13 protein-coding genes are annotated in these 12,859 nt (G+C 53.0%); 7 read left to right on the plus strand and 6 right to left on the minus strand.

What is annotated here, in order from left to right; translation table 11 throughout:
* Window positions 1-140 precede the first annotated feature (140 nt).
* Genes SD69_RS13590 through SD69_RS13600 form a run of 3 tightly spaced genes read right to left on the minus strand, consistent with a single transcriptional unit; the run spans window position 141 to window position 4,022 of the window.
* Entirely contained in the window at window positions 141-2,144 is a 2,004-nt protein-coding gene (locus SD69_RS13590) for a GMC family oxidoreductase (RefSeq protein WP_041523647.1), read from the minus strand.
* A 17-nt stretch (window positions 2,145-2,161) separates the two neighbouring features.
* Window positions 2,162-2,665, minus strand: a complete 504-nt coding sequence (locus SD69_RS13595) for a hypothetical protein (RefSeq protein ID WP_041523648.1) — start codon at window positions 2,663-2,665, stop codon at window positions 2,162-2,164.
* A gap of 16 nt (window positions 2,666-2,681) precedes the next feature.
* Complete coding sequence (locus SD69_RS13600; RefSeq protein WP_041523649.1) at window positions 2,682-4,022, minus strand: hypothetical protein; 1,341 nt, start codon at window positions 4,020-4,022, stop codon at window positions 2,682-2,684.
* 375 nt (window positions 4,023-4,397) lie between these two features.
* Between SD69_RS13600 and SD69_RS13605 the strand changes: the two genes are divergently transcribed.
* Complete coding sequence (locus SD69_RS13605; RefSeq protein WP_084591580.1) at window positions 4,398-4,991, plus strand: SOS response-associated peptidase; 594 nt, start codon at window positions 4,398-4,400, stop codon at window positions 4,989-4,991.
* A 19-nt stretch (window positions 4,992-5,010) separates the two neighbouring features.
* On the opposite strand, the gene arsC is transcribed toward SD69_RS13605, so the two are convergent.
* Together arsC and SD69_RS13615 are read right to left on the minus strand one after the other, a co-directional pair.
* Window positions 5,011-5,439: an arsenate reductase (glutaredoxin) gene (gene arsC, locus SD69_RS13610; protein ID WP_041523650.1), complete on the minus strand. Its 429-nt coding sequence runs from the start codon at window positions 5,437-5,439 to the stop codon at window positions 5,011-5,013.
* Between the two features lie 121 nt (window positions 5,440-5,560).
* Entirely contained in the window at window positions 5,561-6,598 is a 1,038-nt protein-coding gene (locus tag SD69_RS13615; RefSeq protein ID WP_041524827.1) for an MBL fold metallo-hydrolase, read from the minus strand.
* A gap of 241 nt (window positions 6,599-6,839) precedes the next feature.
* Here SD69_RS13615 and SD69_RS13620 point away from each other — a divergent pair, with 241 nt between their 5' ends.
* Together SD69_RS13620 and SD69_RS13625 are read left to right on the plus strand one after the other, a co-directional pair.
* Complete coding sequence (locus SD69_RS13620) at window positions 6,840-7,463, plus strand: TetR/AcrR family transcriptional regulator (protein ID WP_041523651.1); 624 nt, start codon at window positions 6,840-6,842, stop codon at window positions 7,461-7,463.
* A 63-nt stretch (window positions 7,464-7,526) separates the two neighbouring features.
* A complete protein-coding gene (locus tag SD69_RS13625; RefSeq protein WP_041523652.1) occupies window positions 7,527-8,561 on the plus strand; it encodes a zinc-binding alcohol dehydrogenase family protein in 1,035 nt (344 codons plus the stop codon).
* Between the two features lie 65 nt (window positions 8,562-8,626).
* Here the strand turns inward: SD69_RS13625 and SD69_RS18815 are convergent, their stop codons facing one another.
* The gene (locus SD69_RS18815; protein ID WP_157471687.1) at window positions 8,627-8,791 is read right to left on the minus strand and encodes a hypothetical protein; all 165 of its coding nucleotides are present in this window, start codon (window positions 8,789-8,791) and stop codon (window positions 8,627-8,629) included.
* A gap of 235 nt (window positions 8,792-9,026) precedes the next feature.
* Here SD69_RS18815 and SD69_RS18190 point away from each other — a divergent pair, with 235 nt between their 5' ends.
* The 4 genes from SD69_RS18190 (at window position 9,027) to SD69_RS13645 (ending at window position 12,807) form a co-directional block, all read left to right on the plus strand.
* A complete protein-coding gene (locus SD69_RS18190; RefSeq protein ID WP_052481160.1) occupies window positions 9,027-9,743 on the plus strand; it encodes a type 2 periplasmic-binding domain-containing protein in 717 nt (238 codons plus the stop codon).
* A 137-nt stretch (window positions 9,744-9,880) separates the two neighbouring features.
* A complete protein-coding gene (locus tag SD69_RS18195; protein WP_157471689.1) occupies window positions 9,881-11,002 on the plus strand; it encodes a hypothetical protein in 1,122 nt (373 codons plus the stop codon).
* A gap of 132 nt (window positions 11,003-11,134) precedes the next feature.
* Window positions 11,135-12,136 (plus strand): 5'/3'-nucleotidase SurE, encoded by a 1,002-nt coding sequence (locus SD69_RS13640; RefSeq protein ID WP_041523653.1) that lies wholly within the window; start codon window positions 11,135-11,137, stop codon window positions 12,134-12,136.
* Window positions 12,137-12,147: 11 nt separating this feature from the next.
* Complete coding sequence (locus SD69_RS13645) at window positions 12,148-12,807, plus strand: hypothetical protein (RefSeq protein WP_041523654.1); 660 nt, start codon at window positions 12,148-12,150, stop codon at window positions 12,805-12,807.
* Window positions 12,808-12,859 lie beyond the last annotated feature (52 nt).

The raw sequence follows: 12,859 nt of genomic DNA on the forward strand, positions 1-12,859 counted from the left end.
AAGAGAACTAACAGCAAATGAAATGGTTTAATAAGTGTCAACCGCCCTATCGCCACCCACCTTTTGCGCGCTCACCGTTCAGCCAAAAAAAAGCCCCAGGGTTTCTGGGGCTTTTAACGCAGGGTTTAACTACTCTACACTCATACCAAATCCTGCTTAATATTCTCCGCCGCCTGCAGCGCCAGTGCGGCAATGGTAAGCGTCGGGTTACCGGTAGCAATGGTCGGGAAGACCCCACTGCCCACCATATACAGGTTGTGATGATCCCAGGATTGCTGACGTGAGTTTAATACCGAGTTCTCGGGTTTAGTGCCCATGCGGTAAGTGCCCACAATGTGGCCGGCACCATAAAACTTAAAGTTATGGGTAGTGCCGTCATCATCGGTGTACTGAAAACTGGTGGAGGTAACGTCGGGCCCACCCTCGGTTTTATAAAACACCGGATCAGCCGGTGCCTTGGTGTACTCGGTAGCGCCAAGTTTGTTAAATAACTCGGTGGTGAGTTTTTTAGCCGAGACAAAACTCTTGCGCTCGTAATCCGAGCCCAACCGGTAGGTAACCAATGGCCTCGGCAGGCCTAAATTGTCTTTTAACTCAGAAGATAATTGCACGCGATTATCCGGGTCGGGCAGCTGCTCAATCAAATAGCCCAAGCGCATCTGCCGGGTGTATACCTGATTAAGGGTTTGCACCAGCTCGGCGCCAAACAATTTGGAAAACGCCGGGGCGTTGGTATCCCAGCGCAATGGCTCGCCCTGCTCATTCACCGAGTTACCGTTTAACTGCGAGTTATTTTGCCCAAACACAAAATCAGCCAAAGTGGTGGCCGGGTCGTTAGCGGCCCACTGCCACCCCTCGTTGCCAATTTCTACCCGGTAGGCCGAGCGCTCGCGGCGAAACTCGCCATCGCGCAGCGACTCGATGCCCGAGGTGGAAAGCGGCCCACGGTAAGGGTACATCGGGTCTTTGGCCAACCCCCAACCCAAATACATAATGTGATCCATTAAGTGGCGGCCCACTTGATCGTGCTTATTCGCAACACCGCATTCAAAACCTGGGTTTTTATTGGACATTAACAACAGCTTAGGCGTTTCGATGGCGTGCGCAGCCAGCACATACGCTTTGGCTTGCACAGTGCCCGAGCCGGTGGCAATACCATTGGGTTGGTCGTACACCAAATAGTCAATACCGCAAACGCTAGCGTCATCCGCCAGCTGAATATTGCTGGCCACGTGCTGGTAGCGAATTTCTACGTTGCCGGTTTGCACGGCATCGGCGAGGGTTACCGTCGCATCGTATTTGGCCTGAATGGGGCAAATAGGAATACAGTTGGTATTACCCGCGCACTGACGACGATTTTGATGGGGCACCGAGTTGCGCCCCTGGGGTGTTGGCGTTACGTACACGGGGTTGCCGTCATAGCTCATAGCTCCCAGCGACTTGCTGTACAAGTCATCCTGCAGGCTCGGTACAATGCCCGGCATGGCAAAATCATATTCGGCGCCATACTCGCCGCTCGGCTCGACGTTGTATTGTTGGTACACCCGCTCGAGCGACGGCTTATCGCCCGAGACGCCAATCACACGGTTGGCTTTTTCGTAGAATGGCACCAAGTCGTAGTAAAAATCAGCCCCACCCGGCCAATCAACACCCTGGTCATACAGGGTTTTTAACTGAAAATCCTCGGGAAACAAGCGCAGGCAGGTACCCAGCCAATGCCACGTAGTACCGCCCCCCACCCGCTCGTACGAGCTGGCAAACGCAAACTTGGCGTTTAAGCTGGTGCCCGTTAATCCCGCCTCTTGCTCGGTGTAGTCAAAATAGCTTTGGGTTTTCTTGCGCCAGGCATCCACTTGTAACACGGTATAGCGCGGCGTGTTCTCGCCCGCCGGGTCTGGCAGCCCTAACGGGTTATCGGCCGTTGCCGGCACGGCCGCCTGGGTAGCCGGCGGGTATGGAGACTCGGGGGTTTTGGCATTGGCTTTGTAAAACGTTTCCATATAACCCGAACGATCGGGCGGCACTTTGGGGCCGCCTTCTAATATCAGTACTTTTTTACCTGCTTTGCCCAGCTCGTGGGCGACAATCGCGCCGGCGATACCGGCCCCGACAATCACCACATCAAAAACATCACTGTCACTCATGATCTGCTCCTTAATCGTTATTGTTGGCCGGTGTACTTATCGAGCGCTACGGGGGGCTCGCCCCAATACCCGTAACTATAATTTGAATCGCCCATGGGGTGCGCCTGCATTACCCGCCACACCAAACCCGAGGTATAACTTTTTGACGACAGTGTGCAAAAATCGGTACGCCCCCCGGTACTGGTACCGGGCGCTTCTTGCACGGTGGGCCAGGCGCCCATGTACCACAAAAAAATAAGCTGACGGCACGCCAACACAAATGCGGCACTTTGCGAGTCGCTGAGCATTTGCTCGCCGATTTGCTGATCGGTTAACGCCGGTTCTTGCTCACTCAATGCTTGGTAGTTACTGAGGATTTTTTCGGGCAATTGGTTGTCGCCCGATTCGCTGGCCACGCGCTCAGTCCAAACCGGCAAGTACTCAGCTTTAATGTTGACCTCATCTAAGGTGGGGTTTATGACACTTTTAGCAAAGCCTGTTAGCACAACGCTCAGCCCGACAAAATTATCCATACTAGACATAGTAATCTCCTGGTAGTTACTGAGCGCGCTCAAGCAAGTAGGTAAAATCCGACTTTTTACCGTTAGTCATTGCGGCATTGTTATGACATTGAATGCAACTTGACGAGGTTTGTTTTACCCGCCCCTGAATATAAGTCTCGAGTGTGGTGTTGGCTAAAAACGTCGGTGCAGGTACGCCGGTTTCGTCGGTTACATCGCCCGCGGCGGTTGGCCACTGGGTGCTAATTAATTCGTAGTTTGCCCACACAGTACCGGGCACGGCGGCTTGCAGTTTTTGTTGGTATTGCCGATTAAGTGCGGCGGTATCGTCGGCGATGGGGATAACCCGCTCAATTTGGCTGGGCGGGGTATTGGTATTGGCCGGGTTCCAGGGGCGCGGTGGCGGCTCATTAACGGCTGTGCAATCAACGCCGCCATCGGCGCAGTGGTGGTTATAATAGTTGTAATGTTCTTTATCGGCCGCTTGCCCTTGGGTCGGGGCGTTGTTTACATGCTCAAAGGTAGACCAAATCCACTGCGGATTACCCTCGACTTTTGTACCGATATGAAACCCCACCAAGCCCACGCGCTGCAGCTGGCAAGCTTCGCTCACGCCGGCATTTTCATGGGGGTTATTGTAGACATAGGCCTCGGTGGTATAAAACTGGCCGGGGTCATCCCCTTCGCCCATCACCTTCCAGGCGGCTTTTAGCATAATCGAGCCTACCTCGGTGTCGGTACCAAAGGGAAACTCCGCCTTCGCGTTAAACTTAGCTTGCCCAGCCTTGCTGTATAAATCGTTGTCGAGAATATAATCAAACATCACCTGATTGGTTAAAATCTCGTAGCGCGTGTATTGCCCATTTTGGTCGATTAACGGGCCAGTTTGAAATGGCTCGGCACTTTCATCCAGTACATTGGGGGTTTTACCTACCTGACGCAACAGTGGCTTAGTGGCATCGCTGCCACAGGTGGCCGGCGGCGGAAACGGCTGATCCCAACCCGGCGGTGTTGTACCCTCGGGTAAAAATATATCGCGGCTTTCTTTGTAGTGCTGCCACACCCGCATGGTATTTGGCTGCTCTCCAATGGTTACCCCCGCATTGGGGTTGCCGTCGGTATCGGCAGGCCAGTTAAGCGCAATAAACGACTGCCAGGAAAAAATATCAAAGTCGCGCTGCAACGACTCTAAGCTAACATTGCCGCCAAAGGGCTCTTTAGCGGGGATCTCGGGGCTTAGGGGCTCCTCCACCGGTGAGACAGATGATGAGGAGGCAGCGACCGCGCTAATGGCGCTAACGGTTTCATCCTTGCCGCCATCGCAGGCCGCTAGCAGCAAGCTAGCGCCGGCGATTAAAAGTACACGGTTTTCTTTCATACCAAATCCCTCTAGTGGTGTTGTCGAAATCCGTGTGCAGGCACAACTACCAGCCATAACGTTTACGGCTTCTGTACGGGTACAGCTCGCGTTTAAACAAGCCGCATCGGCAATTAAAATAATTTGTCAGCCGCAAGCTAACGAGGTGTAGCAACACACGGTTCAACGCTTTTTTGATTGTTAGCGCATCATGCCAGAGAGCCACCGAGGCGAAAATTACAGAGAATTACACGATAATGGCGACAGGGCTTTTTTGAAAAACAAACCCGAGACTAAGTCCGTTACAATAGCGGCCTGTCAATCGAGTATTACGACGCTACACCCGCCAGAATATAGAGCTACTGTTAGCGTTAAGCCAAGGAGTGTTATCCCGTTATGTGTGGACGACTATTTGTAGCACCATCAACAGAGGCCGAGAGATTTTTGGCAAGCTTTGGGGTGCACAACGTTACGCTACCCACGGTAGACAACATCGCTCCCACCCAGGCCGTGCCGGTGTTGTTCCGGGACGACGAAGGCACTCACATGGGCCCCATGCGCTGGTGGCTACACCCACATTGGTCGCCCGACCCGCCCAACCAGCGCTTTGCCATGTTTAATGCCAGAATAGAAACCCTGCTCAGCAGCAAGGCTTATCGCGACCCGGTACGATACCGCCGGGCAATTGTGCCCGCGGCCGCGTTTATGGAGTGGAAAGCTGAGCCTGAGGGTAAGCAGCCCTACTATGTGGACACCGACGGCGTGCTTAAGCTCGCCGCCATTTGGGATTGCTGGAAGGAAGAGCTGTGGAGCTGCTCGATTTTAACGCAGCCGGCTTCGGCAAGCTTTAGCCAAATCCATAACCGTATGCCGGTGAGCTTAAGTGACGAGCTGGCACGTGAGTGGATGAACCCGCGCGCTGAGATAAAACCACTGCTGGCAAAAGTAAAAGGTCAGTCGCAACCGTTATTTGCCCGGCCGTATGCCTAGCGGCAATACCACATCGGGGTTAGCGCGGCTTATCGACTAAGCAGCCTGCGGCATCAATCATTAGCTCGCCGTCTTCTTTGTAAAAAGGCCCTTCAGGCCAACGCTCCAATAAATCTAATACCCGCTCGCTTGGCCGGCATAAGTTTACCCCTTTGGGGCTGCATACAATGGGTCGGTTTACCAGCACCGGATGCTCGAGCATAGCGTCGAGTAGCTGATCGTCCGTAATATTGTCATCCAACAAGCCGAGCGCCTCGGCCGGTGATTTTGTGGTACGCAGCGCCTGGCGTGGGGTGATATCAGCTGCAGCAAATAGCGCTAACAACTGTGGCCGCGTCCAACCCAGGTCTAAGTACTCGATTACCGTGGGCTCGTAGCCGGCCGCTTTAATCAGCGCAAGTACATTGCGCGAGGTGCCGCAGTCAGGGTTGTGGTGAATAACAATCATGTGAGGTTTCCGTCACTAAAAAATGTCGTGTAGCCGTAGCAACTATCGCTTAACCGCCGCGTAAAGACCACCCTTTAAAAAGGGTTATGTTAGCGCGTGACAGTGACACCGCGATGAACATCTATTGGCCGGTCACCAATGGCAACCACCACCGCTCCCCGGCTTGCGGGCCATCCAGAGCCAAGCGCTGGCCGATTTTGGGCGTGGTTAACGCCACGCCCGCGTCGGCAGCAAGCGTGTTTATACGATCGAGCGGGTCGTGCCAGCTGTGCATGGCTAAGTCAAAGGTGCTGTTGTGAATTGGCAACAACCACTTGCCCTGTAAATCTTTATGAGCCTGCAAGGTTTGCTCGGGTTGCATATGCACATAGGCCCAGCGTTCGTCGTAAGCGCCCGTCTCCATCAAGGTAAGATCAAACGGGCCATACCGTTCACCAATGGCTTTAAAACCGTCAAAGTAGCCTGTGTCGCCGCTAAAAAATACGTTTATCTCTGGTGTTTTAATAACCCAAGATGCCCACAGCGTGCTGTTGCCATCAAACAAACCCCGTCCCGAAAAATGTTGCGCGGGCGTTGCGGTAAATTGCACACCAGCCACCGTTTGCGATTGCCACCAATCTAATTGACGCACCTTGCTGGCATCGATGCCCCATTCGATCAGGGTATCGCCCACGCCCAGTGGCGTGAGAAACACACCGACGTTATCGGCCAGGGCTTTAACGGCGTTTTCATCTAAGTGGTCGTAATGGTTGTGCGACAGTATCACCGCCTCAATAGGGGGTAAATCTTGTAACGTGATGGGCGATGCGTGAAAGCGCTTGGGCCCAAGCCAGCTAAAAGGAGATGCCCGCTCGGCAAACACTGGATCGGTAAGCCAGAATTTACCTTGCAGCTTTAACAAAATGGTGGAGTGCCCCAAACGGTACAGGCTGTTGTCGGGCGCCGTCTCAAGCTCGGCACGGCTTATTGGCACAACCGGTATCGATACCGTAGGGACGGTATCGTCGGGCTTATTAAAAAAGAAATCCCAGAATATTTTGACCGTTTTACCAAAGCCGCTCGCTGGCCGCTTGGCCGGATTAACAAAGCGGCCCTGCTCTAGCTGCGGCGAGCTGCTGTAATCGGCCGGTTTGGTTTTAGCGCATGAGCTTAGCAACATGGTAAACACACCTATAAAAAGTAACGGCAACATGAACGAGCGCAGGCTAATAACAGACAATGACTGACACCTATGGCAAATAATAAGGGCGTTTGGCAAACGGGCTTGGCTACTCACTAGCGCCCCTGCCGAACAAACGCACACCAAAAGTACACTACACAGTGTAGTTTATGCAAGAAAAAAGTAAACTAAATGGTTTACAATGCACGCTAACTGCCATTTGCCCACAGCCGGAGCTACTATGCCAAACCAGCCCGCCCCCCAAAGCCCAACGAAACTCACCGATCGCAAGCGTCTGGCGATTGTAGAGGCGGCGATTAGCGAGTTTCGCCGCCGGGGTTTTGAGCTTACCAGCATGGATGGCATTGCCCGTGAGGCCAACGTCTCTAAGCGCACGGTGTACAACCATTTTCCCAGTAAAGAGCAACTGTTTGCCGAGATCCTCACTCAACTGTGGCAAAGCAGTGCCGAGCAAGTCACGCTGGCCTATTGCCCCGACACCCCCGTCCGAGCGCAGCTAGAGGCACTGCTGTGGCAAAAAATGCAGATGCTAAGCCAGCAGGACTTTATCGACTTAGCCCGGGTCGCCATTGCCGAAACCATCCACTCACCCGAGCGGGCTCAGGATATGGTAAATCGCTTAAGCGAGCGCGAAGAAGGCATTACCCTCTGGCTACGAGAGGCCGCCGCCGACGGCAAACTGCGTATCGACGACCCGGTATTTGCCGCGACTCAGCTGCAAGGGATGATCAAAACCTTTGCCTTTTGGCCGCAAATTGCCATGGGCCAGCCACTGCTTATCCGCGAGCAACAAAACCAAGTCGTTACATCTGTGGCGGATATGTTTTTGCGCTATTACGCTTAAACTTAACTCACCGGCTACGTCAGACACGCCTCTACACCCACCTTACCCAACAGAGGAAACACCATGAAAGCTGTCGGTTATTTAGAGCCTCAAGCCATCGACAAAGACACCGCCTTAATGGACATCGAGCTGGATAAGCCCACCGCCACCGGGCGCGATCTGCTGGTAAAAGTGCAGGCGGTCTCGGTAAACCCAGTAGACACCAAAGTACGTCGCTCGGCAAAGCCCGATGACGGCCAGGTAAAAGTACTCGGCTGGGATGCGGTGGGTGAAGTTGTCGCGACAGGCGATCAGGCACAATGGTTTAACGTGGGCGATAAAGTCTGGTACGCCGGCGATATCACGCGCGCCGGCTCTAATGCCGAATACCAGTTGGTGGATGAGCGCATCGTTGGCGCTAAGCCACAGTCTCTGTCTGATGCCGATGCCGCCGCCCTGCCGCTCACGGGCATCACTGCCTGGGAGCTGCTGTTTGACCGACTGGATTTTACCCCACGCGGATCAAGCGAAAGCGAAGCCGGCAAACCACAAGCGCGTATTTTAATTGTTGGTGCGGCGGGCGGGGTTGGCTCCATTTTAACGCAGCTGGCCGCCAAGCTGACGAACGCCGTTGTTATCGGTACCGCATCGCGCGAGCAAACCCAGCAGTGGGTAGAAGCGCTAGGCGCTGATCACGTGATCAACCACCATCAGCCCATGCAGCCGCAGCTAGCCGAGCTCGGCATCGAGAATGTTAGCCACGTGATTAGCTTAACCCACACCGACCAACACTTTGAGCAACTGGTGGAGGTCCTGGCCCCACAGGGCAAGCTGGCGCTGATTGATGACCCGGCGCTGCCACTGGACGTTATGAAGCTAAAACGCAAATCGCTATCACTACACTGGGAGCTGATGTTTACCCGCGCAATGTTTACTACCTGGGATATCGCAAAGCAGCACGAGCTGCTAACCCAACTCGCGCAAATGATTGACGATGGCACCTTAAAAACCACCGTTGGCGAGCACTTCGGCACCATTAACGCGACTAACCTTAAGCGCGCCCACGCGCATATAGAATCTAATCAGGCGGTGGGTAAAATCGTACTCGAAGGTTTTTAATTAAAGCGGCTATTACAGCGACATTGACGTAATGGTTAGGGCGAGTAACGCCCTAACCACCTGAATCAGATAAACCAATGACACTCCAGCATTACCATCACCAGCAGTACCGGCACAAACACCACCGCTAATAACCCGTAGGGCAAATCAAACCGATTACTTAACTCAGCGTAGCTGCGGTATACCGCCAACAACATAACGCATAGATACAACTGCCGCACTGCCCACATTTGCACCGAACCTTAAGCCACGTATGCCTGTCCGTCAAAACCAATCATCGAGGGTTTGGCCCAGTTGAGATAGATCCAGACTAAAAACAACAAGGTTTACAGCGGCCACAGCAGGCATTTAATAAAACGGACGAGTATTTTGTGAGTGGTATTATTCCGCATTGCCCGGTCTTATCGTCATCGTTTTGTCATATTTCAAAATTAGACTCGCCCGTTTAACCGCTAAGTTGGCAACATGGCGCAACATCTGTATTTAACAGCCTCTAAAGTTATTCTGCTGCTGATCATAGCCTGTGCCTGTATTTGGTTGCTGGGCACCCACAAAGTCGCGGCATTGAGCTTGCCCGAGCTTTATACCCACCAATGTCAGGTTGAAGACAGCACTGGTAATAAAGCCTTTAATGTTTATGTGCCCACCAACTGGCAAGCGGCCGAGTTTGGCCAAGCCTTGTGCCGCCGTGCACTAAAGGGAACGCCGTATCAAAGCGTTACGGTATCCTGGCAACCGCGTGAGTCAATCACCAGCCAGGCCATTTTAACGCAGCACTTTGATGCTATATGGATACGTGAACACGCCTTAAGCGGGCTTACCCCCGACTGGAATCACAGTTATCGTACGCTGATACCGCTACCCAGTTACCCCGTCTACCTGTTTAGTCACTCGCCGGGGTTAACCTTAGATTATTCATCACTTGCCGGGTTGCGTTTTGGATTATTGGCCGATAGCAAAAGTTTTTCGGGCTATTTAGCGCTAATGGATAAACTCAATCAACTTGGGGTTAGCCTTCCGGCCGAACAAACACAATTTTATCCCAGCCGACAAGCGATGATTGACGCCTTTATTGCCGGCGAGCTAGATGCGATATCTGGCGCAGACTTTACCCCAGAGTTGGCCCAGTGGCCTGAGACACAAAAACGGGTATTAACGCACCACGCGCCCATGGGTAACTAGTACGCACGCACCAATCTGGCCAAGGCCATCCAGTGCCCATTAATTAAAGCCATTGGCCTCTACGCCGACTCCATCGCCAACGCCACTCATCAGCCGATTACCATGCCGCCCTGCACACCATGAGACAAATATTTCGATTGAGCGTCCTCTTTGCTTTGGTTACCGCCGCCCTGGCGCTGCACGCGCGGCATAGCGCGCAACAATCACTAAAGCATCAACTGCTCAACCAGATACCGGAGGCAGTCAATGCCTCGTTGGTTAACGCTTACGATACCCCGTTACAGCTTGCACACAACAGCCAACAGCTTATGTCGCACATCAATGCCACCGCCTTTAACGCTTATCTGCCGCTGGATTTTATCCAGCAAATAACGCTGCGCGATTTAACTTTGTTTGTGCAACAGCCCCCGCAAGCGGCGGATGTATTGTGGCATTATGGCGAGCAATTGCTGGGCGCCAATTACACAATCGCCGTCCAATTTGCGTGGTTTAACCTGCTTGGGGTAAGCGTGTTGTTATCCATGTTGTTGCTAACATTGTACCGCTACTTACCTACTATCCGTACTCAGCGCACGCACCAGTGGCAAAGTGATTTAGTACAAACGGGCCTCAACAAAAAACAAGCGCACAAACTGGCGCGGCAGCTAAGTGCCGATCCAAACGAGTCAGAACTTTTTGCGTTTTTACGCGATCGCACCCAGCGGGAGCCAGACGTCATTCACGGCTTAAGCCAGCAAGAGGCAGTAAAAGCACTTACCTCTGAGCAACGCGAGTGGTTAGCTGCCGCTCTTAATCTTGACTTGGCAGAAGAAGACGCGCTAACCGTTGCCCGGCATCCACCGCAGTTGACGTTCGATCTCGCCAATCAATGCGTACTTGTACACGGGCTGCGTATCACATTGGCTAAAACACCGCTGTTTTATTATTACTGGTACGCCCAGCGACGCTCGGCCGGTGAGCCGGCGTACACCAACCCGACACAGGCAAAACCTGACCGCGATCAAGGCCAGCAACTCGCCAACATTATGGCTAATTGGGGCGGCCACCAAAAAGCCATTAAAGACTTATGTGAAGAGGGCCTGAAAAGTAAAACCCTTGATCAAAACCGCAACAAAATCAAAACCGAATTGCGCCGGGCGCTGGGCGAACTTGCCACGCCTTATTTGTTTAGCGGCGAGCGCGATGCCAAAACGGCGCGCTATCGCTACTGTTTGGCGCTCACGCCCAACGCTATATCACTCAACCCAAAGCAACCCTAAATAGTTGTTTTTAATAGTTTATTTGTTTTATAGAGATCTCTAAAAGCCCAGAGATAACTATTTCATGTCACTGTCATCAGGCTTTTTTCTAATGTGCCCACCGCAACATTCCACTCACATTAGGAATTGACTATGAAACTACACACTCTTATCACCAGCGCCATTACTGCAGCCAGTTTATCGCTGCCCGCCAGCGCCTTAAACATTGTATTAACCAACGACGATAGCTGGGCCACCGATAATATCCAGGTGCTTTTTACCGAACTTAAAGCCGCCGGACACGATGTGGTTATGGCCGCGCCTTGCACCGGCCAAAGTGGTAAAGGTGGTGCGATTCACTTTATGGAAGCGGTGAATGTAGATCGCAGTCAAGTGGATCAAGGTCAGGTTTGTGTGGGCGACACTGACGAATCGGTACCCTTTGATGAATTTGTCGAAGGCACGCCCGTGATGGCCGCGTTATACGGCATTGACGTGCTCGCCAACGAAACTTGGGGTCACGCGCCCGATGTACTAATCTCGGGCCCCAACGAGGGTAACAACCTCGGCTACCTCACCAACAATTCAGGCACCTTGGGCGCTGCAAATATTGCTATTGCTCGCGGTATACCGGCTATCGCCGTTAGCGCTGCCGATGGTGACGCCGACAAGGCCGTCTTGGTTGCGGCAGCGGTTAATCAGTTACTCGCAGAGTTGGAAGCCAATCGCGCCGAAGGCGAGCCTTTACTGCCAAAATTTACCGGTCTAAACGTCAATACCCCCGCTAACATGGTGAATCATCAGGGCTTTAAATTTGCCAACGTAGGCTGGAACTCAGGCGGCATCGAGGTGCAATTTACCGACGATCTATCGCAAAACACCACCGCCATGGGCTATGTTGCCCAAGGTGTAATAGCCGCCGGCTACGCCAGTACCATGGAAGAAGCCATGGCCATCGCCCAGGCGCAATACAGCGGCAAAGCTGGTGTGGGCATCGCCCTGGATGCAGGCTTAGTTGACGACAACCATGAAACCAGCGAAGGCGTATTACTGGGCCAAGACTACATCACTATCAGCACCATTGAGGCGAATGTTCAGGCCAGCCGCGCAAAAACCGCTCTGACCGAAATTAAACTCAACGGATTAACCCAATAGAGGTCAACGACATGCGCACAACACTATTAGCCGCGATCAGCGTGGCCCTGCTGGCCGGTTGTGGCTCGGATAACGACTCCAACACAGAGTCTCCCACCGAGCCTGTAAGTAACACCTATTTACAAGATCACGCGGGCGTGTACCAAAGCGCCTACGTCATCGATAACCAAGCGATACTGGCACAGCTGGTGGTCAATGAGGCCGGCGCCGTGCTGGTCACCACCAATGCCCTGGAGCAATCAAGCAGCGCAAATGCGGCCTTACCCGATGACATTAGCCAGCTTGATTTTGCAAGCACCGCACAGTGCTCGGACAATAGCGGCGCGTTTGACTGCACCATTGCAGGCCAAACTGTAACGCTGAGAAAAGCGACAGACACCGTCGCGAGTATCAGCTCGCTAGCCGGTGAGTACCAGCTACAGAGCAATAACGAGCTAACGAGTATTCAAGTTGCCGATAGCGGCGAGTTCTTGGCGAGCATAAACGGCTGTGAGCTAAATGGGCAATTAAGTATCGAGGCAGACGCTATTGTACTTAAGCAACTGGAGGACAGCTGCGGTGAGCCTGTTGAGCTTGGCGTTGCGTTTAATGGTAGAGAGAATTCAGCACCCGAGTCGTTAGAGGTGTACATAAGTAGTAGCGCTTTAACGGGCGATTGGATCAAACGCTAAGCACATTAACATACTGGGCTACTCGATTGGACGCTAGCCCAGTATGTTCTAA

It is taken from the genome of Gilvimarinus agarilyticus (assembly GCF_000832015.1).
Taxonomy (GTDB): domain Bacteria; phylum Pseudomonadota; class Gammaproteobacteria; order Pseudomonadales; family Cellvibrionaceae; genus Gilvimarinus; species Gilvimarinus agarilyticus.

Bases quoted from the DNA above. Each gene is read 5' to 3' on its own strand.
- SD69_RS13600 (WP_041523649.1), bottom strand. From the start codon at position 4,022: ATGAAAGAAAACCGTGTACTTTTAATCGCCGGCGCTAGCTTGCTGCTA.
- SD69_RS13605 (WP_084591580.1), top strand. From the start codon at position 4,398: ATGTGTGGACGACTATTTGTAGCACCATCAACAGAGGCCGAGAGATTT.
- SD69_RS13615 (WP_041524827.1), bottom strand. From the start codon at position 6,598: ATGTTGCTAAGCTCATGCGCTAAAACCAAACCGGCCGATTACAGCAGC.
- SD69_RS13645 (WP_041523654.1), top strand. From the start codon at position 12,148: ATGCGCACAACACTATTAGCCGCGATCAGCGTGGCCCTGCTGGCCGGT.
- SD69_RS13625 (WP_041523652.1), top strand. From the start codon at position 7,527: ATGAAAGCTGTCGGTTATTTAGAGCCTCAAGCCATCGACAAAGACACC.
- SD69_RS18815 (WP_157471687.1), bottom strand. From the start codon at position 8,791: ATGTGGGCAGTGCGGCAGTTGTATCTATGCGTTATGTTGTTGGCGGTA.
- SD69_RS13620 (WP_041523651.1), top strand. From the start codon at position 6,840: ATGCCAAACCAGCCCGCCCCCCAAAGCCCAACGAAACTCACCGATCGC.
- SD69_RS13590 (WP_041523647.1), bottom strand. From the start codon at position 2,144: ATGAGTGACAGTGATGTTTTTGATGTGGTGATTGTCGGGGCCGGTATC.
- SD69_RS13595 (WP_041523648.1), bottom strand. From the start codon at position 2,665: ATGTCTAGTATGGATAATTTTGTCGGGCTGAGCGTTGTGCTAACAGGC.
- SD69_RS18190 (WP_052481160.1), top strand. From the start codon at position 9,027: ATGGCGCAACATCTGTATTTAACAGCCTCTAAAGTTATTCTGCTGCTG.
- arsC (WP_041523650.1), bottom strand. From the start codon at position 5,439: ATGATTGTTATTCACCACAACCCTGACTGCGGCACCTCGCGCAATGTA.
- SD69_RS13640 (WP_041523653.1), top strand. From the start codon at position 11,135: ATGAAACTACACACTCTTATCACCAGCGCCATTACTGCAGCCAGTTTA.